Source organism: Bradyrhizobium sp. USDA 4506, assembly GCF_054058795.1.
Genome location: NZ_JBSSBM010000002.1, coordinates 6,709,045 through 6,730,401, shown reverse-complemented (window position 1 = coordinate 6,730,401; position 21,357 = coordinate 6,709,045). Strand labels below are relative to the sequence as shown.

17 protein-coding genes, 1 tRNA gene and 2 pseudogenes are annotated in these 21,357 nt (G+C 64.9%); 5 read left to right on the top strand and 15 right to left on the bottom strand.

Annotated features, from left to right (window positions below):
- Positions 1–135 precede the first annotated feature (135 nt).
- The 5 genes from ACVIHF_RS33790 to ACVIHF_RS33770 form a co-directional block, all read right to left on the bottom strand.
- Positions 136–759, bottom strand: a complete 624-nt coding sequence (locus ACVIHF_RS33790) for a nicotinate-nucleotide adenylyltransferase (protein ID WP_080583350.1) — start codon at positions 757–759, stop codon at positions 136–138.
- Between the two features lie 45 nt (positions 760–804).
- Positions 805–2,097, bottom strand: a complete 1,293-nt coding sequence (locus ACVIHF_RS33785; RefSeq protein ID WP_456793228.1) for a glutamate-5-semialdehyde dehydrogenase — start codon at positions 2,095–2,097, stop codon at positions 805–807.
- Positions 2,098–2,218: 121 nt separating this feature from the next.
- Complete coding sequence (gene proB / locus ACVIHF_RS33780; protein ID WP_253605442.1) at positions 2,219–3,361, bottom strand: glutamate 5-kinase; 1,143 nt, start codon at positions 3,359–3,361, stop codon at positions 2,219–2,221.
- Positions 3,362–3,443: 82 nt separating this feature from the next.
- Positions 3,444–4,493, bottom strand: a complete 1,050-nt coding sequence (obgE, locus tag ACVIHF_RS33775; RefSeq protein WP_038384668.1) for a GTPase ObgE — start codon at positions 4,491–4,493, stop codon at positions 3,444–3,446.
- Between the two features lie 101 nt (positions 4,494–4,594).
- On the bottom strand, positions 4,595–5,074 hold the full coding sequence (locus ACVIHF_RS33770; RefSeq protein WP_137484028.1) for a MaoC family dehydratase: 480 nt from the start codon (positions 5,072–5,074) through the stop codon (positions 4,595–4,597).
- Positions 5,075–5,301: 227 nt separating this feature from the next.
- Between ACVIHF_RS33770 and ACVIHF_RS33765 the strand changes: the two genes are divergently transcribed.
- The gene (locus ACVIHF_RS33765; RefSeq protein WP_253605440.1) at positions 5,302–6,216 is read left to right on the top strand and encodes a DMT family transporter; all 915 of its coding nucleotides are present in this window, start codon (positions 5,302–5,304) and stop codon (positions 6,214–6,216) included.
- Positions 6,217–6,395: 179 nt separating this feature from the next.
- On the opposite strand, the gene ACVIHF_RS33760 is transcribed toward ACVIHF_RS33765, so the two are convergent.
- The 4 genes from ACVIHF_RS33760 to ACVIHF_RS33745 form a co-directional block, all read right to left on the bottom strand.
- Positions 6,396–6,992: a GNAT family N-acetyltransferase gene (locus ACVIHF_RS33760; RefSeq protein WP_456793227.1), complete on the bottom strand. Its 597-nt coding sequence runs from the start codon at positions 6,990–6,992 to the stop codon at positions 6,396–6,398.
- 171 nt (positions 6,993–7,163) lie between these two features.
- Positions 7,164–7,433: a 50S ribosomal protein L27 gene (rpmA, locus tag ACVIHF_RS33755; RefSeq protein ID WP_016847848.1), complete on the bottom strand. Its 270-nt coding sequence runs from the start codon at positions 7,431–7,433 to the stop codon at positions 7,164–7,166.
- 92 nt (positions 7,434–7,525) lie between these two features.
- Positions 7,526–7,987: a 50S ribosomal protein L21 gene (gene rplU / locus ACVIHF_RS33750; protein WP_253605436.1), complete on the bottom strand. Its 462-nt coding sequence runs from the start codon at positions 7,985–7,987 to the stop codon at positions 7,526–7,528.
- Between the two features lie 255 nt (positions 7,988–8,242).
- On the bottom strand, positions 8,243–9,193 hold the full coding sequence (locus ACVIHF_RS33745) for a GlxA family transcriptional regulator (protein ID WP_253605435.1): 951 nt from the start codon (positions 9,191–9,193) through the stop codon (positions 8,243–8,245).
- Between the two features lie 125 nt (positions 9,194–9,318).
- Between ACVIHF_RS33745 and ACVIHF_RS33740 the strand changes: the two genes are divergently transcribed.
- Together ACVIHF_RS33740 and ACVIHF_RS33735 are read left to right on the top strand one after the other, a co-directional pair.
- Positions 9,319–10,137, top strand: a complete 819-nt coding sequence (locus ACVIHF_RS33740; protein WP_456793226.1) for an SDR family NAD(P)-dependent oxidoreductase — start codon at positions 9,319–9,321, stop codon at positions 10,135–10,137.
- Between the two features lie 112 nt (positions 10,138–10,249).
- Positions 10,250–11,395, top strand: a complete 1,146-nt coding sequence (locus tag ACVIHF_RS33735) for an ROK family protein (RefSeq protein ID WP_456793225.1) — start codon at positions 10,250–10,252, stop codon at positions 11,393–11,395.
- Positions 11,396–11,863: 468 nt separating this feature from the next.
- Here ACVIHF_RS33735 and ACVIHF_RS33730 read toward each other — a convergent pair.
- Positions 11,864–12,740 (bottom strand): annotated as a pseudogene (locus ACVIHF_RS33730) (alpha/beta fold hydrolase).
- Positions 12,741–12,953: 213 nt separating this feature from the next.
- On the opposite strand from ACVIHF_RS33730, the gene ACVIHF_RS33725 reads away from it, so the two are divergent.
- Positions 12,954–13,043: transfer RNA gene (locus ACVIHF_RS33725), tRNA-Ser, on the top strand.
- A 228-nt stretch (positions 13,044–13,271) separates the two neighbouring features.
- On the opposite strand, the gene ACVIHF_RS33720 is transcribed toward ACVIHF_RS33725, so the two are convergent.
- Positions 13,272–14,027 (bottom strand): ArsR/SmtB family transcription factor, encoded by a 756-nt coding sequence (locus ACVIHF_RS33720; protein WP_456793224.1) that lies wholly within the window; start codon positions 14,025–14,027, stop codon positions 13,272–13,274.
- 251 nt (positions 14,028–14,278) lie between these two features.
- On the opposite strand from ACVIHF_RS33720, the gene ACVIHF_RS33715 reads away from it, so the two are divergent.
- Positions 14,279–15,694 (top strand): MFS transporter, encoded by a 1,416-nt coding sequence (locus tag ACVIHF_RS33715; protein ID WP_456793223.1) that lies wholly within the window; start codon positions 14,279–14,281, stop codon positions 15,692–15,694.
- A 170-nt stretch (positions 15,695–15,864) separates the two neighbouring features.
- On the opposite strand, the pseudogene ACVIHF_RS33710 reads toward ACVIHF_RS33715, so the two are convergent.
- The 4 genes and pseudogenes from ACVIHF_RS33710 to ACVIHF_RS33695 all read right to left on the bottom strand — a co-directional run bounded on the left by ACVIHF_RS33710 (position 15,865) and on the right by ACVIHF_RS33695 (position 21,290).
- Positions 15,865–16,749 (bottom strand): annotated as a pseudogene (locus ACVIHF_RS33710) (sigma-70 family RNA polymerase sigma factor).
- Positions 16,746–17,384, bottom strand: coding sequence for a flavodoxin family protein (locus ACVIHF_RS33705; protein WP_456793222.1), 639 nt, complete (start codon positions 17,382–17,384; stop codon positions 16,746–16,748). Before ACVIHF_RS33705 ends, ACVIHF_RS33710 begins: the two are co-directional and overlap by 4 nt.
- An 864-nt stretch (positions 17,385–18,248) precedes the next feature.
- On the bottom strand, positions 18,249–19,838 hold the full coding sequence (locus ACVIHF_RS33700) for an ABC-F family ATP-binding cassette domain-containing protein (protein ID WP_456793221.1): 1,590 nt from the start codon (positions 19,836–19,838) through the stop codon (positions 18,249–18,251).
- Positions 19,839–19,970: 132 nt separating this feature from the next.
- Positions 19,971–21,290 carry an Hsp70 family protein gene (locus ACVIHF_RS33695; protein WP_057020897.1) on the bottom strand — a complete coding sequence of 440 codons (1,320 nt, stop codon included), beginning with the start codon at positions 21,288–21,290 and terminating at the stop codon, positions 19,971–19,973.
- Positions 21,291–21,357: the final 67 nt, after the last annotated feature.

Genomic DNA, 21,357 nt, shown 5'->3' with positions numbered 1-21,357 from the left:
AACAGACTTTGACAATACAGATGTGGCCAGGGACCATTCCTTTCACTGTATCGCGGGTGCCGAATCCTCGGCCCCACGCGCCATACTACGCATGTGGGGTTAATGGTTTCAATATTCCAGTAACCCTTTTGCGCTTCATGCCGTTCTCCAGCTCCCGTCCGGGTTCCGAAGTCCGGTCGAAGACAAATTGGATTTCATTCCTGTCAGGAACACCCAGGCCGGCGCCTGCTGGTCGGCCAGCCGTGTCGCCTGATTTTCGGGCATGCGATAGCGCGCGAGCGCCTGCGCCGCCGGTGCGGCAAGGGCGCGGAAACTTTGGGGCGGACGGTCGATCACGGCAATCGGCACATCGGACGCAATGCGCCGCCAATCTTTCCAGCGATGAAATTGCGCGAGATTGTCAGCGCCCATGATCCAGACGAAGTGCACGCCGGAGACACGGCGGCGCAAGTGGATGATCGTGTCCACAGTGTAGCTGACGCCAATGACAGCTTCGAGACAGCTGATGTCGATGCGCGGATCGTCGGCAACGCGGCGCGCGGCCTCGGCGCGCTCGGCGAGCGCGTGCAGGCCATCATGGTTCTTCAGCGGATTGCCCGGCGTCAGCAGCCACCACACGCGGTCGAGCTGCAGGCGCTTGAGCGCGAACAGGCTGATGGCGCGATGCGCGGCGTGCGGTGGATTGAACGAGCCGCCAAGCAGCCCGATGCGCATGCCGTTGGTATAGAACGGAAGCGCTTGGGCTGCGGATAACGACACGCTCGATGCTTGCTGCAATGGCTTACCGTGCGCGTGCGACAATGATCACGGCCGCGTCTGCCCGGTGCCGTGGACGCGGTACTTGAAGCTCGTCAGCTGCTCGGCGCCGACCGGCCCGCGGGCGTGGAATTTGCCGGTGGCAATTCCGATCTCCGCGCCGAAGCCGAACTCGCCGCCGTCGGCGAACTGGGTCGAGGCGTTGTGCAGCACGATCGCCGAATCGACCTCGTTGAGAAATCTTTCCGCGGCAACGGCATCCTCCGTTACGATCGCATCGGTGTGATGCGAGCCGTGATTTTGAATATGCGCAATCGCTTCATCGAGACCGTCGACGATCCTCGCCGAGATGATCGCGTCCTCATATTCGGTGTTCCAGTCCTCGTCGGATGCGGGCTTCACCCTGGCATCGACGCCCTGCACGGCGTCGTCGCCGCGCACCTCGCAACCGGCATCGATCAACAGCTCGACCAGCGGTTTCAGCTGCGTCGCGGCAGCGTTGCGATCGACCAGCAGGGTCTCGACGGCGCCGCAGACACCGGGACGGCGCATCTTGGCGTTCAGCACGACCGCCTTGGCCATATCGAGCCTGGCGCTGGCATCGACGTAGATGTGGTTGACGCCCTCGAGATGCGCAAACACCGGAACGCGTGCCTCCGCCTCGACGCGTGCGACCAGGCTCTTGCCGCCGCGCGGCACGATCACGTCGATGCCGCCGTTCAATCCCGTCAGCATCAGGCCGACAGCGGCACGGTCACGGGTCGGCACCAAGGTGATCGCGGCCTCAGGCAGGCCGGCTTCGCGCAGGCCCTGCACCAGGCAATCATGGATCGCGCGGCAGGAGCGGAAACTGTCCGAGCCGCCGCGCAGGATCACGGCGTTGCCGGACTTCAGGCACAGCACGCCGGCGTCGGCGGCGACGTTGGGGCGGCTCTCGAAGATCACGCCGATGACGCCGAGCGGCACGCGGACGCGTTCGATGGTCATGCCGTTAGGCCGCTGCCAGCTTTCGGTGACGGCGCCGACCGGATCGATGATCTCGCGCACGGTCGCAACGCCATCGGCCATGCCGGCGACGCGCGCCTGCGTCAGCGTCAGGCGGTCGACGAAGGCAGAGCTCATGCCGCTCGCGCGCGCCTCGGCGACATCCTCGGCATTGGCGGCGAGGATGGCCGGCGCGTTGGCGCGGATCGCGCGTTCGATCGCGGCGAGCGCCCGGTCCTTCCGCTCCGGCGGCGCCAGCGCCAGCACGCGCGCCGCGGCGCGCGCCTTGGCGGCGAGGTCGGTCATCAGGGCAGTAAGATCGGCGTTGCCGTCGATCGCCTTCAGGGGGGCGCTCATGAAACTACCAGCTTTGGACTAAGGCCATGTTCTAGCATGGCAATTGAAGGGTGGCGAGGCGCGGAACCGACATGGCAGGTGGGCGGCAGGCCGTCCGCTCGGCCCAGCAGGTTATTTGGGCCTATTTGGGCGGGATCGCCCCGGCCGGGCCGATCACGAGGTCGTCGCGATGGATCATCTCGGATCGGCCGCTGATGCCCAGAATGGTCATCACGTCGGGCGAGGAGCGGCCCATGATCTTCTCGGCGTTCTCGGCGTCGTATGCGACCAGGCCGCGGCCGATCTCGTGGGTGTCGGGGCCGCGCACCACCACGGCATCGCCGCGGGCGAACTGGCCGTCGACCCGGATCACGCCGGCCGGCAGCAGGCTCTTGCCGGCGCGCAGCGCCGCCACCGCGCCGGCATCGATGGTCAGCGTGCCCTTCGGCTCGAGCGAGCCCGCGATCCAGCGCTTGCGCGCGGTGACCGGATTGGCGGGGGTCAGGAACCAGGTGCAGCGGCCGCCATCGGCGATCGCAGCAAGCGGATGCTCGATCTTGCCGGACGCGATCAGCATATGGGTGCCGGCCGTGGTCGCTATCTTCGCGGCTTCGATCTTGGTGGTCATGCCGCCGCGCGACAATTCGGACCCGGCCGAGCCGGCCATCCCCTCGATCTCCGAGGTGATGCTTTCGACCACCGGGATCAGCTTGGCGTCGGGATCGAGCGCGGGCGGCGCGGTGTAGAGGCCGTCGATATCGGACAGCAGGATCAGAAGATCCGCGCTCGCCATGGTGGCGACGCGGGCGGCGAGGCGATCATTGTCGCCATAACGGATCTCGGTGGTGGCGACCGTGTCATTCTCGTTGATCACGGGCACCGCGCCCCATTCCAGCAGCTTTGCGATCGTCGAGCGCGCGTTGAGATAGCGGCGGCGCTCCTCGGTGTCCTGCAGCGTCACCAGAATCTGCCCGGCGCCGATGCCGTGATGGCCGAGCACCTCCGACCAGATTCGCGCCAGCGCGATCTGGCCGACCGCTGCGGCAGCCTGACTCTCCTCGAGCTTCAGCGGGCCGCGCGGCAGCTTCAGGCGGCTGCGGCCGAGCGCGATCGAGCCCGACGACACAACCATGACCTCGCAGCCTCGCTTGTGGAGCTTTGCGATGTCGTCGACCAGCGCGGCGAGCCAGGACGCGCGCACCTCGCCAGCCTGCGAGTCGACCAGCAGCGACGAGCCGACCTTGACGACGATGCGGCGAAAGTTCTTGAGCGCGGGGCGTTTCATGGATTCGGTCTGGCAGGAAGGTGGAAGCAATAGACGCCACAATGTGGCTTGGGAAGTCCAGGCGTTGCGCGGCTTGTGCCGTTCAACCCTGCGGCACCGGCGTCGCCCACGGCTCCGCCTGACCCTTGGCCTTGTTGGACACCGGCGCCTCGCCGATCACGTCGACCAGCGCGCGCAGCGCGTCCTGCACGCCTTCGCCGGTCGCGCCTGACAGCAACAGCGGCGTCTTCTTCGCCGCCCGCTTGAGGCGGTCCTTCTGCTTCTTCAGTTCGTCGGGCGCGACCGCGTCGATCTTGTTGAGCGCGACGATCTCGATCTTGTCGGCGAGATGGCCCTCATAGGCTTCGAGCTCGGTGCGCACCGTCTTGTAGGCCTTGCCGGCATGCTCGCAGGTCGCGTCGACCAGATGCAGCAGCACGCGGCAGCGCTCGACATGGCCGAGGAAGCGGTCGCCGAGCCCGGCGCCTTCATGCGCGCCTTCGATCAGCCCGGGGATGTCGGCGAGCACGAATTCGCGGCCGCCGAAATTCACCACGCCAAGCTGCGGATGCAGCGTGGTGAAGGGATAGTCGGCGATCTTCGGCCGTGCCGCGCTGACCACCGACAAGAAGGTCGATTTGCCGGCGTTGGGCAGGCCGACCAGGCCGGCATCGGCGATCAGCTTCAGCCGCAGCCAGATCCAGCGCTCTTCGCCGGGCGCGCCGGGATTGGCGTTGCGCGGCGCGCGGTTGGTGGAGGATTTGAAATGCGCGTTGCCGAAGCCGCCATTGCCGCCTTCAGCCAGCACGAATTTCTCGCCGAGTTCGGTGAAGTCGTGCAGCAGGGTCTCGCGGTCCTCGTCGAACACCTGGGTGCCGACCGGCACCTTCAGCACGATCGGCTTGCCGTTGGCGCCATGGCGGTCCTTGCCCATGCCATTGGTGCCCTTCTGTGCCTTGAAGTGCTGCTGGTAGCGGTAATCGATCAGCGTGTTCAGTCCGTCGACGGACTCGATGATGACGTCACCGCCGCGACCGCCATTGCCGCCGGAGGGACCGCCGAACTCGATGAACTTCTCGCGCCGGAACGCGACGCAGCCGTTGCCGCCGTCGCCCGAGCGAATATAGACCTTGGCTTCATCGAGGAATTTCATGATCCGCTCTAGTTAGGGCAGGGTGGCCTTTGCGGCAACCCGGAAAGGCCCTGACTTCAGCGAAAAGCCTTAATTTTCGGGCCTTTTTGCGGCCCAAGCGGCTAAGCAGGCCGTCTCCGGACCAGGAATTTCTGCATCCCCTCCAGCACCAGCTCGCGGCGCTGGTTGTGCACGGTCGAGCGCAGCGTCACGACGCCGGTGGTCTTGCCCGGCGACAGCTCGATCACCTCCAGCGCGGGGTAGATGGTATCGCCGGCATAGACCGGTTTCAGGAACTTGCTCGATTGCTCGAGGAAGCCGATCAGCGACTCCTCCACGACGTAGGGAAACAATCCGGCGCCGGGCGCGGTGTGCACAAGGGTCTGGAAGCCGTGGGCGAGCAGATCAGGCATGCCGCGCGCGCGGCAATATTCGACGTCGTAATGGATCGGATGGGTGTCGCCGCTGGCGGTCTGGAACGCCGCGAACACGGCCGAGGTCTGGGTCCGGCTCGGAATCACGAAGCGCTCGCCGAGCACGAAATCCTCGAACCAGCGCTGCGCGGGGACCATGCGATGCTGGGTGGGATCGAAGTCGCTCATGCGGCGTTTCCTGCTCTTTTTGTTGCCGGGATCCGCTACCGGTATCGCAGCGACGCAGGTGCGGCAATCCGTTCAATTCGTCATGCCCGGGCTTGTCCCGGGCATCCACGTCTTTAAAACCGGACGACTCGGGCATAGGCGAGCGGAAGCGACGCCGTCCTTGGCCAAGCGAGCGGAAGCGACGCCGTCCTTGGCCAGGCCTGACAAAAGAAAGCGCAAGTCTGCTCATGAGCCTGTTCGCAAAACTGTCCTCCTACGATGACCGATCGGCGCGGCTCGCCGGCATCGGGTTGATGCTGCTGTCGATCTTCATGTTCTCGTTCGGCGATGCGATGGGCAAATTCATCGTCGCCACCTATTCGGTCGGGCAATTGCTGTGGCTGCGCGCCTGTGCGGCGCTGCTCGTGCTGCTGCCGATCGTGTGGCAGCGGCGCGCGGATTTTCTGCATCTGGAACGCCCGTGGCTGCAATTGCTGCGCGTCACGCTGTCGACGGTGGAGGTTGCGGCGTTCTTCCTGGCGACCGTCTATCTGCCGCTCGCCGACGTCATCACCTACTATCTGGCCGGACCGATCTTCGTCACCGCGATGTCGGGCCTCGTGCTCGGCGAGCATATCGGCTGGCGGCGCTGGACCGCGATCCTGGTCGGCTTTTGCGGGGTGTTGATCGCGCTTCGGCCGTCGGCGCAGACGATCAGCTGGCCGGCAATGATCGCGCTCGGCGGCAGCCTGTCGTTCGCGGTGCTGATGCTGATCACGCGCTCGCTGCGCGCGACCCCCGATATCGTGCTGGCGACGTCGCAATTCGGCGGCACGTTCATCCTGGGCCTCGTGCTCTCGCCGTTCGGCTGGGTGACGCCGTCAGCCGGCAGCCTCGTGCTGTTCTTCACCGCCGGCATCATCTCGGTCGCGGCGCTGCTTTGCGTCAATCGTTCGCTGAAGCTCGCGCCGGCGAGCGTGGTGGTGCCCTACCAGTATTCGATGATCGTCTGGGCGGTGATCTTCGGCTTCGTGGTGTTCGGCGACGTGCCGTCCTGGGCCACCATCATCGGTGCCGCTGTTATCATCGCGGCCGGCCTCTACATCTTCGTCCGCGAGCAACAGCTTGGACGCCCGGACTCCGCGGTGAATCCGCCGGCGTGATGTTTACCCTCCCCTGGAGGGGGAGGGTCGACGCGAATGCAATGAGCGGCGGGGTGGGGTGAAGGTCTCTCCTCATCCAACGGTGCCCGAGTGGATAGATCACCCCACCCCGTTGCGCCTTCCGCTGCGCTTCATGCGCAACGACCCTCCCCCTCCAGGGGAGGGTGAAGCCAAAAGCCTCAGATCTCCCGCCGGGTCGAGTTGTTCCAGCTCTTCAGCGACGCCCAGACGCCGCGCGACAGGCGGAAGCAGTCGACCGGGCTCGAGGAGCCCAGCGCCTCGAAGCGGTGCAGCTCGACGCCGCCCCACTGGAAGCCGCACTTCTCGAGGATGTTGCGCGACGACGGGTTGACGACGCGGGCGCCCGAGATCAGCTGGTCGAGATCGAATTCCTCGAAGAAGTAATCGATCACCGCGCGCGCGGCCTCGGTGCCGAAGCCCTGGCCCCAATAGTCGACGCCGAGCCAGTAGCCGAGTTCGGCTGATGTCTCCTCGCGCCAGTCGATGCCGACCATGCCGATCGGCGTGTGATTATCCTCAATCAGGAAAACGGTTTCGCGGCCGCCTGCGCCGAGCGCGCGCACGAAGTCGATGGCGTCGTCCTGGGTATAGGGATGCGGCAGGCGGCGGGTGTTCTCCGCGATGCGGCGGTCATTGGCGAGGCGTGCGATTGCTTTTACGTCCGCGAGCGTCGGCTTGCGCAATGTCAGCCGTTCGGTCTCGAGGACGCAAGCTCTTGCCTCACGCAAGGTCGGCGTCGGGATGTCCTGCAACATGTCGAGCTCCTGTGATGCGAAAAAATCTGTACGCAACGCTTGGAACGTCACGCGCGGTCGAACTGGAACGCGCGCAACAAAAAGGGGAGGCCGGTCATCCCGCCTCCCCTTGGAGCCCTTTGCGACTCCGCCGGTTCAACAGGACCCGGCGGACTCATGTGTGTCCACCGTCTACTCGGCCGCCTCTGCCATCGGAATGACCGATACGAATGTGCGGCCGTTGGCTTTGGCACGGAACTCGACATGACCCTCGACCTTGGCGAAGAGAGTATGATCGGTGCCCATGCCGACATTAAGGCCAGGATGCCAGGTGGTGCCGCGCTGACGCGCGATGATGTTTCCGGGGATCACGCGCTCGCCACCGAACGCCTTGATGCCAAGGCGCTTGCCCTTGGAATCACGTCCGTTGCGCGATGAACCGCCTGCTTTTTTGTGAGCCATAGCTCGTCTCCGACTTCGCTTTGATCTCTAGATCAATTCCTTGACGGAATCATTTCACGTTTTGTCACGCTTCAAATCTGAAAGCGCGACGATCACTTCTTCTCGCTCTTGGCCGGAGCCTTTTTCGCGGCCGGCGCCTTTGCGGGTGCCTTCTTCTTGGCCGCCTTCGGCGCTGCGTCCTCGCCATCGGCGGGCGCTGCGACCTTTTCCTTCTTCGGCCGCGGGCCGATTGTCGGCTTGGCGTTATCGGCGAGGATCTCGGTGATGCGAAGCACCGTGAGCTCGTCGCGATAACCGCGCTTGCGGCGTGAATTCTTGCGGCGACGCTTCTTGAACGCGATCACCTTGGCGCCGCGCTTGTGCTGCAGCACTTCGGCCGCAACGGTGGCGCCTGCCACGGTGGGCGTTCCCAGCACCGGCGTGTCACCGCCGAGCACCAGAACTTCGCCTAGCTGCACGATCGTGCCGACATCGCCGGCGATCTTGCCAATCTCGAGTACATCATTCGGAACGACACGGTACTGCCGGCCGCCGGTTTTGATGACTGCGAACATCGTTTGATTCCTTCGTGTTCGATCCCGGCCTCGGACGGATCGCCCGGGTCGGCTTTTTGTTCAGTCGCTATGGGTTGCATGTTTTGCGCGAAGGGAATGAATTCCCAAATTGATCACACAAAGACAATCGGCGCGAGAAATCCCCGCGCCGGATGGACGGGACTTATAGCCGCAAACCCCGCAGAGTCAAGGTAAAGCAGGGCAAAAACCGGCCAAAAATGAATGGTTTGGTGTGATTTTGGCCTGGTTTGGTCCTCAAGCCGCGGCCTGCGCGGCGGCGCGGGCATGGCGGCGAATGGTCTGCGGCGGCTGGCCCAGCACCCGCAAAAACGCCCGCCGCATCCGTTCGCGGTCGGCAAAGCCGGTCTCGCCGGCAATTTCGTCCATCGAATGGCGGCCGTCGCCGATCAATTCGCGGGCGGCCTCGACCCTGAGATGCTCGATCGCCTTGGCCGGCGACTGGCCGGTTTCGGCGCGGAAGGCGCGGCTGAACTGGCGTGGGCTGAGCCGTGCAACGGCGGCCAATTCCTCGACCGAGAGCTCGTTGCGCAGATGCGCCTTGGCGTAGTTGAGCGCGTTCTGGATGCGGTCGGATTTCGGGTCGAGCTCCAGCAGTGCGGAAAACTGCGACTGCCCGCCGGCACGGCGATGATAGACCACGAGCTTGCGCGCCACCGAGCGCGCGACCTCGACGCCGAGGTCATGCTCGACCATCGCCAGCGCCAGATCGATCGTCGCGGTCATGCCGGCTGAGGTCCAGATCGGCCCGTCGATGATGTAGATGCGGTCCTGCTCGACCTTCAGCTTGGGAAAGCGTGCCTGCAATTCGGCGGCGTATTGCCAATGCGTCGAGACGCGGCGGCCGTCGAGCAGGCCGGCTTCGGCCAGCGAGAAGGCGCCGACGCAAGGGGCGGCAATGCGCTGCGACGCTGTCATGGCGCGGCGCACATAGTCGGTGAGCTTCGGTGATGCCGGATGCAGCTCGGTGCCGGCGCCGACGAACAGCGTGTCGAAGCTGCGCTCGCTGAACGCTTCGGTCTCGACATTGAAGCCGGCGGATGACCGCACCGGACCGCCATGCTCCGACAGCAGCGTGACCGCGTAAAAGTTTTCACCGGCGACCAGGTTGGCGATCTCGAACGCGGTGATGGCGGTGAAGCCCATCACCTGGAAGCCTTGGAAGACAACGAAGCCGATCTCCTGCATGGAACTCTCCCGCGACAAATTCGTGTCCTAAAAAGGTGTATATATGACATTTGAGACATGCAAGGGGGCCTGTAGTACCTGAGCAGCGGCCAAAACCGGCCGTTCAGGTCAAACAGGAGACCAACATGACCAAGTCAGCCAAAGGGACCACGCCCGGCACGGCGCTCGTCACCGGCGCGTCGTCCGGAATCGGTGCCATCTATGCGGACCGGCTCGCACGGCGTGGCTACGATCTGATCCTCGTCGCACGTAACCGCGAGCGCCTCGATGGGCTCGCCAAGCGTCTCGCGGCGGAGACAGGCCGATCGATCGAGATCGTCGCCGCCGACCTCAGCAAGCGCGGCGACGTTTCACGGATCGAATCCATTCTGCGCAGCAATGCCGGCATCAGTGTGCTGGTGAACAATGCCGGCGTCGGTGCGACCGCGCCTCTGCTCGCATCCGATGTCGACAAGATGAGCGACATGATTGCACTCAACGTCGACGCGCTGATGCGCCTGACCTATGCGGCGGTGCCGGGCTTTGTCGCGCGCGGTGGCGGCACCATCGTCAACATCGCCTCGATCGTCGGCGTCGCGCCGGAAATGCTCAACGGTGTCTACGGCGGCAGCAAGGCCTTCGTCCTCGCACTGACGCAGTCGTTGCAGCATGAGCTGAAGGACAAGAATATCCGGGTCCAGGCGGTGCTGCCGGGAGCCACGGCGACTGAATTCTGGGGCGTGGCCGGTACGCCGGTCGAGCATCTGCCCGGCGCGATCGTGATGAAGGCGGAAGACTTGGTCGATGCCGCGCTCGCCGGCCTCGACCAGGGCGAAGTCATCACCGTGCCGTCGCTGCCGGATGCCGCCGATTGGCAGGCCTATGAGACCGCCCGTCAGAAGCTGATGCCGAACCTGTCGCGCAACACGCCCGCGGCGCGTTACGCCGTAATAAAGGCCGCCTGACGCTTTTGCGAAATTGCGTCCCGCGCCGGCCGAAGCGCCGCAGCGCGGGACGCAACCATTTGAGTTCCCGGCCGTTAGTGCTGGGAACCTCAGGCGGGCAGGGCAAGCGCGCATGGCTGACGACTCTGGACTGAGCACGGGCATCGCGCACCACGGTGCCACGCGGCTGCCATCCGTCGACATCGACAGCTTCAACATCGAGCTGAAGGACGACGAGGGTTTTCTCGGCGATCGCGCCTCCAAGGGCGCTTTCCGCAAGATCCTCGACCGCTGGCGCAAGCCGTTGCGCAAGTCGGACGAAGACCCGTTCGGCGACGAGCCGTCGGACCAGATCAGCAAGAAGAAGCTCGATGAGCTGCTGGTCGGCGACGACACCGAGGCCTCCGCGGTCGTGCACAGCGCGATCGAGGAGTTCGCGCAGGAGCTCGCCTATGTGACGCGGCGCTTCCTCAACACCAAGGCCTGGGCCAGGACCGAGCGCATCGTGGTTGGCGGCGGCTTCCGCGACTCCAGGCTCGGCGAGCTCGCGATCGCGCGCACCGAGATCATCCTGAAGTCGGAGGATTTCAAGGTCGACATGGTGCCGATCCGCTTTCATCCCGATGACGCCGGCTTGATCGGCACGCTGCATCTGGCGCCGTCCTGGATCTTCGAGGCCCATGACGGCGTCCTCGCCGTCGACATCGGCGGCACCAATATCCGCTGCGGCGTTGTCGAGACGCGCTGGAAGAAGGCGCCCGATCTCTCCAAGGCGGCGGTCTGGAAATCGGAGCTGTGGCGCCACGCCGACGACGAGCCGACGCGCGAAGGCGCGGTGAAGCGGCTGGTGAAGATGCTGAAGGAGTTGATCGCCGCCGCCGAGAAGGAGAATCTCAAGCTCGCGCCGTTCATCGGCATCGCCTGTCCCGGCGTCATCAATGAGGACGGATCGATCGAAAAAGGTGCGCAGAACCTGCCCGGCAATTGGGAGAGCAGCAAGTTCAACTTGCCGGCGAGCTTGGTCGAGGCGATCCCTCAGATCGGCGATCATGACACCGCGATCGTGATGCATAATGACGGCGTGGTGCAGGGGCTGGCCGAGGTCCCGTTCATGCAGGACGTCGCGCGCTGGGGCGTGCTGACGATCGGAACCGGGCTTGGCAATGCCCGCTACACCAATCGCAAGCGGGATAACGGCAAGGACGAGAAGAAAGACAAGCACGACGAGAACGAAAAGAACGAGAAAAAGGCCAAAAAAGCCAGGAAGGCCGATGCCTGAGCCGCGCGGGCTGCAGCGTTCGTGCGCGCTCCATCCGGGCTACGGTCTGCCTTCTCCTTCCCCCTGAAAGGGGGAAGGTCGGGATGGGGGGCAGCCGCAGGCGATGCTGTTTGCGGAGAGAGCAGATCCCCACCCGCTTTGCTCTGGCGAGCAAAGCGACCTCCCCTTTTCAAGGGGAGGTAAGCATGCGTAGCCCGGATGCAGCCAACGGGTCGCGCGAATGCGCGCCCGATGACAGGCTCCGCGAAATCCGGGGCACCTCCATCCGCAAATCCAGCGGCCGCGGATTACGCACGGTAAGGTTGATCGGTTAGGTTAAGATCGGGTTCGCGTTGCCGTTTCGACGTCGCTCGCTACCGTGGCCCGTGTCGCTCCCGCCGACCGGCGAAGCCGCACTTCCCGGCCAGCAATATTAAGAAGCGGCACGGGACCGCCAGTTTTTGTCGCGTCCTGGCGGTCCCACCACTTCTACTTCCAATTGATCCGCTCGAAGAAGCCGGCGATCTCGGCGGCCGCGCGGTCGGGGTCCTCGCGATGCGGGAAATGCCCGACATCGGGAAACATCTCGAGGTCCAGATTGGAGAAGGTCTCGCCCAATCGGTCGGTCCAGGCATAGGGAAACAGCGGATCGTGCTCGGCCCAGCGGATGCAGGTCGGAACAGTGATCGGCGGCAGCGCCGGGGCTTCGCCCTGCATCATCTTCACGCGCGCGGCATGTGATGCGCGATAATGCGCAAAGCCGCCGGCGAGATTGCCGGGCTTGAAGAAATTGTCGGCGAAGTCCTCGATCACGTCGTCGAACGCGGCCTTGCGGTGCGACCAGTGGTGCAGGAAATGGCCGATATAGGTGCGGCAGCTGTCTCTGCTGGCGCCGACCAGCGCGGGCGCCATCTCCATCTGGTGGAACGACTGGTACCAGATGTGGTTCAGCCGGTCGGGCGCGGCCATCCGCGGCCCGATGCCGGGATAGACGAAATCGAAGAAAAACAATCCGGCGACGCGCTCGGGCGCCTTGCGGGCGAGGGGCTGCATCACGGCGCCACCGACGTCGTGGCCGACCACGCCGGCCTTGTCGATGCCGAGCGCATCCAGCAGCGCCAGCATGTCGTCGGTATGCTGATCGGGGCCGTACGCGCCTCCATGTGAGCCTTGCGGCTTGTCGCTGTCGCCGAAGCCGCGCAGGTCAGGGGGCGATCAGGGCGTAGCGGCTGGCGAGCCGCGCCATGACAGGCTTCCAGGTCAGCCAGAATTCCGGCCAGCCGTGCAACAGCAGCAGCGGTCTCCCAGTGCCGGTCCGCGCGACGTGGAACGCCGCGCCATTGGCTCGAATCGTCACATGCTCCATGGCCCGCTCCTGCTCCGGCTGGTTCGCTCGCGCGCCGATCGAGCCAGAACCGTTCTGCTAGCGCTTTGTTTCCGCGCGCTTTCTCCGGCCGTCCCGGTGCTTTGACGGGGCGAGGCGGCCGTGACGGAAATATTATTGCAGCGCCTTGTCTGTCCCGCCATCCTCGCCTAGAACACGCCCCGACCGCGGGTGGCGCAAATCACCCGGGCCATCGGAGAGGTGGCAGAGTGGTTGAATGCACCGCACTCGAAATGCGGCATAGGTGCAAGCCTATCGGGGGTTCGAATCCCTCCCTCTCCGCCACTCTGCGCCCTGCCGGGCTTCGGGTGGAAGGCCACCCTTTCAGACCAGCGCGAAGGGAGTCTCCCGAAGCTTCGGAGAAGCGTAGGGCCAATGCCCCTGACATTCCAACGATCTCGACCGCTCGCCTGACGCTTCGTGCGCAGGTTGTCCATGACTTCCCCGCCTACCAGGCGTTCCTGGCTTCGTCCCGGTCCGCCGGCTCCGGGTATTGGACGCGTTGGAACTGACTCAACCCGAGAGAACCGCTACCCGTCCGCGGGACAGTGATGCAACCTGCCCTTCGCGTCCATCCCTCGGGAGTGCGCCCCCGATGCCGAACGTTGTGGCGAGTCCTCTAACACCAGCAGGCGTCACGACGAGCGCACGGCTATCCCTGACATGCTCGACCCAATCGTGCTCGAGAGCGTGATGAAGAATGGCAGCGCCGAGCGCCCCGGCCAGATGCGGCCGGCGCTCGCTCCAGTCGAGACAGGGGCGACAGAACACCCGGCGCTTGGAGGCGAGGCGAAGATCGACGCCTAACTCATCGAAGAATGACCGACCGGCATCGGTGAGTTGTCCGCCATCCTCGTCGAGCAGAATGAACGACTGTTGGACCAACCGGTCGGCGATCGCGACAGCGATGCGGCCGGCCATGTGGTCATAGCACGTCCGCGCGTGTCGAAGCGTCTCTCCGCCGCGCCAGAGATTGCGCTGCCGGGCGGGGCCGTCCTGCGCCACCACCATGAGACCTTCCAGCACGCGTGCGACGTGCGGAGAGGCCAGGCGAAAATATCGTCGTCGGCCCTGCTTTGCGAGCGCAAGCAATCCGGCGTCGCTGAGTTTCGCAAGATGGCCACTCGCTGTCTGCGGCGCCACGCCAGACACATAGGCGAGCTCCGAGGCGGTCAACGTTCGGCCATCCATCAGCGCACTGAGCATGTTGGCGCGCGCCGGATCGCCGATGATTGCCGCGACTTGGGCGATTTTGGGTCCCGTATCCATGTGTTTCTCCTACGCCGATGAGGACGCAGTGCCAAGCACGGATACTTCGGCCAAGACCGTAGTGTTTCTGCGAGACCGATTCAATCGCGGGACATAGGTTGTCTGGACACCACTAAGCCCAAGCGAAAGGCATCGCCGCGACGGGACGAAAGATCGTCTCGCGGCTCCAAGTATTCGATTGGCATCGAATGATAATCGCAAAACGGGCTGGTCTGAGCCATCAAAATCTCACAGACAACCGAGTGTGATCAATGCAAACAACTTCGCTCGACACAAGGCAGCCGGAACAAGCCGGCTCTGACAGCGCGCTATCCCGTTCGCCTCTTGCCGCGGCGCTGGCGCTTGCCGCCACGAGCCTCGGCCTCGGCGTCGTGCAGTTGGATATCACCATCGTTAATACCGCGCTGAGCAGCATAAGCACCTCGCTCGGCGGCAGCGTGGCCGAGCTGCAATGGGTGGTGACCGCCTATACCATCGCATTCGCTGCCTTCATTTTGACCGCTGGTGCGCTTGGTGATCGCGTCGGCGCCAAACGGATATTTATAGGGGGCTTCGCGATCTTCACGTTGGCTTCGCTCGCCTGCGCATTGGCTCCGTCGGCGATGTTCCTGATCGTTGCTCGCTCCGTGCAGGGCCTGGCGGCGGCAATCCTGGTGCCGAACTCGCTGACGCTACTCAATCACGCCTATACCGATCCGAAGGCGCGCGGCCGCGCGGTCGGCTTCTGGGCCGCAGGCGCGAGCGTCGCACTGACTGCGGGGCCGCTAGTTGGCGGCGCGCTGATCGCGCTGGTCAGCTGGCGTGCGATCTTTCTTGTCAACTTGCCGATTGGCGCCGCCGGCCTCTGGCTCGCCTGGCGTTACGCCGAGGAGACGCCGCGGCTCGCGCAGCGCGAGATTGATCTGCCGGGACAGATCGCGGCGATTGCAACCCTCGGCGCGCTGGCTGGCGCCCTGATCGAGGGCGGCGCGCTGGGGTGGAGCCATCCGCTCGTCATCATGGGCTTCGCGGGGGCGGCCGTAATCGGACTCCTGTTCGTATGGCGCGAGGCGCGCGCGCCGCAACCGATGCTGCCGCTGTCGTTGTTCCGCCATCACATGTTCGCGCTGACCGCTCTGGTCGGGCTTCTCTTCAACATCGCCTTCTACGGCCTGATCTTCGTACTCAGTCTCTACTTCCAGAACGTCAACGGCTGGTCGCCGTTCGCAACGGGCCTCGCCTTCGTGCCCATGATGGCCATGGTGCTGCCCGCCAACCTGATCACCGCGTCGGTCAGCGAGCGCCTCGGCGCGCCGCAAACCATTGCGCTGGCTTGTATGATTACCGCCGCGGGCTGCGTTGCGCTGCTGCCTATGGCCTCAGGCACCAGCTACGGGGCGATCGGCGCTCAACTGCTCATCCTCGGCGGCGGGCTCGGCCTGCTCGTGCCGTCTTTGACCTCGACGCTGCTCGGCAGTGTCGAGAAGTCGCGATCCGGCATCGCCGCCGGTGTATTGAACGCGACGCGGCAGACCGGCAGCGTGCTTGGCGTTGCCCTGTTCGGCTCGCTGGTCGCAGGGAACAACGCGTTCATGGCAGGCGTGCATGCCTCGCTCGTGATATCGGCCGCTGTGTTGCTCGCAGGTGCGGTCGCGATCTGGCAGGGCCGAGCAAAGGAGGGACGATGACAGGGGCAGGTCGAGCTCATGTGGTGATCCCGGTGGAGCGGTCTAGATCTGCTCACGCTGAGTTCTTCTCAGTTTGGCGCGAAGCGCTCGATCCGTCAGCGCCGCGAGGCGACCCCCGCGATCTGGTCTATCGCTATCGGCCGCGCTGAGCGGGGACGCGCGCGGCGCGCTCAATTCCGCCATCCCGTCACATCAGGCACGTTGTGCAGCTTGTCGGGATTGCGGGTCACATAGACAGCGACGACCCGTTTATTCTCGACATGCAACGCTGTCGTTTGAACGAGGTCGTCCTCGATGGTGATGAAGCCCGGCAATCCGTTGATGGTGGCGTAGCGGATCAATCGTGAGGGATGCATGGCGAACAGGCGGGCGAGCCCCGCGAAACGCTCCATCGCGGCATCACGCCCGACCAGAGGCTCTGTCGGCGCCGGGACCCGGCCACCGCCATCGGCATAGACCACGACATCTTCGGCGAGCATGGCGCGGAGCGCAGCAAGGTCGCCGGTCCGCGTTGCCGTGAAGAAGGCATTTGCGAGCCGCAGGCCTTCTTCATTGCCGACGACGAACCTCGGCCTGGCATCGTGGATATGCGCGCGGGCGCGGCTGGCAAGCTTGCGGCAGGTCGCAGCCTCGCGCCCGATCGTCTCGGATACGGCATCGAACCCCAATCCGAACACGTCATGCAGCAGAAAGGCCGCCCGCTCCAAAGGCGACAGGCGTTCCAGGGCAATCATCAACGGCAGGATCAGATCGTCCGCCGCTTCCTATGCTTCGGGGTCGAAGAATGGTTCGGGGAGCCACGGTCCGACATAGGCGGCACGCCGGCGCCGTGCGGATTTCAATTCGTTGAGGGATAATCGGGTGACGATGGTGTGCAGGACTGCCTTGGGATCGCGCATCTGGTCGCGATCGGCAGCGAGCCAACGCACCCAGGCGCTGTGGACGACATCCTCTGCGTCGGCGACCGAGCCCAGCATCCGATAGGCCAGCCGGATCAGGCGTGGCCGCAACTCGGCGAAGATCTCGGCAGCTGACGGTTCAGCTGCATCTGTCATGACGCCACCGGAACGGGCACCGAGGCCGCGTCACGGCCGCGTACAAACTGAAGTGCCGTCTTTGCCACCCGCTGTCCCAGGTGGCGGGCGGTTGCGAGATCGGAATCGGGCGGGGCGGTGTCCGCGCCCTCGTCGGTGTTCGACTGTGCGCCGGCTCCGAGCCAGAACCCCAGCCTGTTCGGATCGGCTTCCGATCCCGATGCGGAGTTATTCCCCGGGGGCAGATCGAGATTGACCCAATGCATCCCATGCTGCGCGGCGAACAATGCAAGCTGGATCAATGTGGACAGCTTGTCGCCGGCGTGTGCCCCCGAATTGGTGAAGCCTGCCGCGAGCTTGTCCTTCCAGCGATAGCCTTTGGACATCACCGCGCGTGAAGTTGCTTCCTGAAAGGCTTTGAAGGCCGCGGAGGCGGCGCCCATGTAGGTGGGCGTGCCGAAGATCAACGCTTCCGCATCCATCAGCCGATCCCAGTTCTGTTCCACGTTCTCGACGGGCACCAGAAGCGCCTCTGCGCCATCGATATCCTGGACGCCGGACCTGACGGCCTCCGCTTGACGCCGGGTATGACCGTAGGCGCTATGATAGACGATTGCGATCAGGGTGCGACCGCCGCCGGTTCCGAGTGTGTGCATGCTGTCCTCTGCTGCTGCCCTTGCAGAAATCAAGACAAGGCAGCGCGTCGAAACGTGACATGCCCTGCGAACTTTCGTCCGGAGGATGTTGCTCCAATTGACCGCCACGCAGGCCGGAGCGGTGGCCGCCGGCTCCTTTGCATGGGGTTGTTTTCGATATTTTGGCGGGAGCCGCGGTCGCGTCGGGGGCGATCGACCCTCGCCGAACGTTGACCCCGACAATCCCATCCATCATCACCGGGTGTCGGCAGCGAGGTCGAACCTCGCGCGGTTGCGCCGGTAACCTTAATTTTTCCTTTCGATTGTCGATAAAGTTTTATCGATTATCCTCGTGACAGTTGAGCGGTGTGACGAACCGCACGATGAGCGGCAACAGCCGAGTGGCTGGACGACCGCTCTGAAATCGAAGGGTGGGCAGAGCGCAGTGCCAGCCACCTTTCGGGCTGTCCGGCGGCGGCCGGCGGGGCAAATCAATTTTGAAGTGCTTTTGATTGCCAGGTTGCGGCGCATATCGCTCCGCATGAAGCCTTTCAATTGGGATGTTCCAAGATGACGCTCGCGCATGTCTTGATCGCGGCCGGTGGCGGCTTTTTGTTGCTCGCTGGCTTCGTCGCATTTGCCCTTTGGAGAAACGCGCTTCATTCGACGGCGCGGATTTAGCAACAGACCAGATTCAGCTCCGACGGCCTCGCGCTTGGGGACAAGCGAGGCTGGCGGGATGGCCGCACCGCCGCGCGGCCTGACAGCCGAGCACCGCGCCTTACGACCTACCCCAAGGCGACGCGTGCTCGGCTGTTCACTTTCCTGACCAATCTTCGTCGTTCGAAACATTGATTGCGCAAGGCAATTGCTCCGCTCTCCGCGTCACCTCCACGATGCGAGATCCAGTTTGCGCGTGATTGCGATGGCCTCGAGGAAGGCCTCGTCGTGGCTGACGACCAGCAGCGCGCCGTCATAGGCGCGCAGACCGGCCTCGACCGCTTCCATGGAATCGATGTCGAGATGATTGGTCGGCTCGTCGAGGATCAGGAGTGGCGGCGGCCTCACGCCGCCCAGCACGCAGGCAAGACCGGCGCGAAGCAACTGGCCGCCGGAGAGGCTCGCAACGGCCTGCAGTGCGGCATCGGCGCGGAACATGAATCGCGCCAGCGCCGCGCGGCAGGCGTTCTCGTCGGCATCCGGATTGATGCGTCGGAAATTGTCCAGGATGGAGGCCGACGCATCGAGCAGGCTGACCGCCTGATCGAACATCGCGAATCGGGTCATCACCTCGACGGTGCCGCACGCCGCGGTCAATTCGCCACTGACGAGCTTGAGCAACGCCGTCTTGCCGGCGCCGTTGGGGCCGGTGATCGCGACGCGCTCCGGACCCGACATGGAGAAGGTGACGTCGCGCAGGATCGGCGCGTCCGCGCTGTAGCCGACGTCGGCCGCGTCGATCCGCAGCACCATCCTGCTCGCCGGCAGATGCGTCGAGGGCAGCTGCACCGCGAACGGTTGCAGCACCTCGATGCGTTGCCGCGCCGCGGTGGCAAGTTCGAGCGCTTGCGTCCGCCGTCGTTCGGCGAGGCGGGCGTTCTCGCCGCCGCTGTCTTCGCTGCGGTCCTTGCGCAGCCCGGCGGCGATGCGCGGCAAATCGCCCTTGGCGCGCTTCCTTGCACCCGCGCCGTCCTTGCGTGCCTTCCGTTCGTTGGCTTCTCTGGCGTTACGGTCGATCTCGGCGATGCGCTTCTCGGCATCGGCCAGATCGTGTCGTGCTGCCGACAGCTCGATGGTCTTGCGCGCGCGGTACTGGCTCCAATTGCCGCCGTAGCGCCTGACTTCCAGCGAGGTCAGTTCGACGATCGCATCCATCGTCTCCAGCAATTCGCGGTCGTGGCTGACGATGATGGCGCCATGTCGCCAGTCGGCGAGCAGGTCAATCACCGCCTTGCGTCCCGCGCGGTCGAGATTGTTGGTCGGCTCATCCAGCAGCAGAAAATCAGGTTGCGCGAAGGTCAGGGCGGCGAGGCGCGCCCGGGTGGCCTGGCCGCCGGACAGCGCTGCCAGCGGCGCGTCGAGTGCATCGCTCAGTCCGACGCGCTCGAGCGCGGCCGCGATGCGCGTATCGAGCGTCCAGTCGACGTCGGCAATCTCCTCGGAGCTCGCAAGGCCCTGTTCGGCACGACGTAGCGCGGCCAATGCGCGGCGCGCGTCGAACAGGTCGACGACGCGTTCATCCGGCTCTAGCTGAACCGTCTGATGCAGCATCCCGACGCGTCCCTGAACCGAGACCGTGCCGGATTGCGGCGTGCGCACCCTCGCGATCAGGCCGAGCAGCGTCGTCTTGCCGACGCCGTTCCTGCCGACAAGACCGGTGCGTTCGGGTCCGAAGTTCAGATCGATGTTGGAAAGGAGAACCCGGCCGTCAGGCGCGGACAGGGTCAGATGAGAGAGCGCGATCGATGCAGGCATGAATATCCCCGAGGGCAAGGCTGATGGGCGTTGCTGTCAGGGTGAAATCCATGGCCGTCGGCATCCTCAGGGATTGATGATTGACGTGATGTAGTCGTCGATTGAGCCGGGATCAAGGCGCGAAGCCGGCCGTCACGCGGCTTCGGCGAAGGTCCAGCGGTCGGGATCGGGCGTGTGGCCGATCAAAGCGAGGCCGTAGGCGATCGATTCGAATTGATCCGCCGAGGTCAGCCGCGCTGCGCCGAAACGCTCGGCGAACAGGCGCTGCACGGCGGGCACGAACGAGGTGCCGCCGGTCAGGAACACCTTCTCGACGTCGCGGGCGGTGATGCCCGCCTTGGCCAGCGCCTCGTCGACCGTCGCGCCGAGCCGTTCGATGTCGTCGGCGATCCAGGATTCGAAATCGTCGCGCGTCACGGTCGCGCCGATATCGATGCCTTCGCGGGCGAAGCGGAACTCGACACGGTCGCGGCTCGACAGCGCGACCTTGGTGTCCGACACGGCGCGGTAAAGCGCGAAGCCGAGATCGTGGTCGACGATGGTGATGAAATCGTGCAGCGGCGCCGGATCGAGCGCGGTGCGCGCGAGCTGCTGCAACTCGCGCAAATCGCCATTGCCCCGCATCATCGCGAGCTGATGCCAGCGGGCGAGGCTCGAATAATAGTGATTGGGGATCGGCAGCACTTTGTCGAACGAGCGGTAGCTGGTGCCCTTGCCGAGTCGCGGCGAGACGATGTGGTCGACGATGCGGTAATCGAAGGTGTCGCCGGCGATGCCGATGCCGGCGTGGCCTAGCGGTTCGGCGCGCAGTACGCCGCCCTTGCGCGAGAACCGCATCACGGAAAAGTCGCTGGTGCCGCCGCCGAAATCGGCGACCAGCACCGTGGCATCGTGGTCCAGTGTGCGCGCGAAGGAGAACGCCGCGCCGACCGGCTCGTAGACATAGCGCGCATGGCCGGCGCCGAGCCGCTCGAACGCGGCCCGGTAGCGCTGCATCGCCAGCTCGTCATTGGGATTGCCGCCCGCAAACTTCACCGGCCGGCCGACCATGATGGTCGGCGCGCCGAGATCGAATCCTTCGCCGGCATGGCGCGTCAGCGTGCGCAGGAACGCCGCGAGCAGGTCCTCGAACTTGTAGCGTTGCCGGAAGATCTGGGTGGTGTTGAAGGCCGAGCTTGCCGCGAACGTCTTGAACGACTGGATGAAGCGATGGATCGTGCGTCCCTCGAGGAACTGCTCGATCGCCCACGGGCCGCCCTCGGCGCGCGGATGCAGGCCCGCGCCCGGCCGCTCCTCCCAGAAGCACAGCGCGGACACATAGACGCTATGCGTGCGGCCGCCGTGGTCGAAGCGAACAGCCTCGACGCGGCCATCGCCGTCGGACAGCGCGACCACGGTGTTGCTGGTGCCAAAATCGACGCCAATCGAGACGGCGGGCGGGGCGCTCGACATGTCATGCTCGGATTGTCTGTGAAAGGGGGCGGACCTTTAGCGGCTTTGGCCGGATTTGCCAACCCGT

Bases quoted from the DNA above. Each gene is read 5' to 3' on its own strand.
- ACVIHF_RS33765 (WP_253605440.1), top strand. From the start codon at position 5,302: ATGAGCCTGTTCGCAAAACTGTCCTCCTACGATGACCGATCGGCGCGG.
- ACVIHF_RS33695 (WP_057020897.1), bottom strand. From the start codon at position 21,290: ATGTCGAGCGCCCCGCCCGCCGTCTCGATTGGCGTCGATTTTGGCACC.
- ACVIHF_RS33740 (WP_456793226.1), top strand. From the start codon at position 9,319: ATGACCAAGTCAGCCAAAGGGACCACGCCCGGCACGGCGCTCGTCACC.
- ACVIHF_RS33700 (WP_456793221.1), bottom strand. From the start codon at position 19,838: ATGCCTGCATCGATCGCGCTCTCTCATCTGACCCTGTCCGCGCCTGAC.
- rpmA (WP_016847848.1), bottom strand. From the start codon at position 7,433: ATGGCTCACAAAAAAGCAGGCGGTTCATCGCGCAACGGACGTGATTCC.
- ACVIHF_RS33735 (WP_456793225.1), top strand. From the start codon at position 10,250: ATGGCTGACGACTCTGGACTGAGCACGGGCATCGCGCACCACGGTGCC.
- ACVIHF_RS33770 (WP_137484028.1), bottom strand. From the start codon at position 5,074: ATGAGCGACTTCGATCCCACCCAGCATCGCATGGTCCCCGCGCAGCGC.
- ACVIHF_RS33720 (WP_456793224.1), bottom strand. From the start codon at position 14,027: ATGGATACGGGACCCAAAATCGCCCAAGTCGCGGCAATCATCGGCGAT.
- ACVIHF_RS33705 (WP_456793222.1), bottom strand. From the start codon at position 17,384: ATGCACACACTCGGAACCGGCGGCGGTCGCACCCTGATCGCAATCGTC.
- obgE (WP_038384668.1), bottom strand. From the start codon at position 4,493: ATGAAATTCCTCGATGAAGCCAAGGTCTATATTCGCTCGGGCGACGGC.
- rplU (WP_253605436.1), bottom strand. From the start codon at position 7,987: ATGTTCGCAGTCATCAAAACCGGCGGCCGGCAGTACCGTGTCGTTCCG.
- proB (WP_253605442.1), bottom strand. From the start codon at position 3,361: ATGAAACGCCCCGCGCTCAAGAACTTTCGCCGCATCGTCGTCAAGGTC.
- ACVIHF_RS33760 (WP_456793227.1), bottom strand. From the start codon at position 6,992: ATGTTGCAGGACATCCCGACGCCGACCTTGCGTGAGGCAAGAGCTTGC.
- ACVIHF_RS33785 (WP_456793228.1), bottom strand. From the start codon at position 2,097: ATGAGCGCCCCCCTGAAGGCGATCGACGGCAACGCCGATCTTACTGCC.
- ACVIHF_RS33715 (WP_456793223.1), top strand. From the start codon at position 14,279: ATGCAAACAACTTCGCTCGACACAAGGCAGCCGGAACAAGCCGGCTCT.
- ACVIHF_RS33745 (WP_253605435.1), bottom strand. From the start codon at position 9,193: ATGCAGGAGATCGGCTTCGTTGTCTTCCAAGGCTTCCAGGTGATGGGC.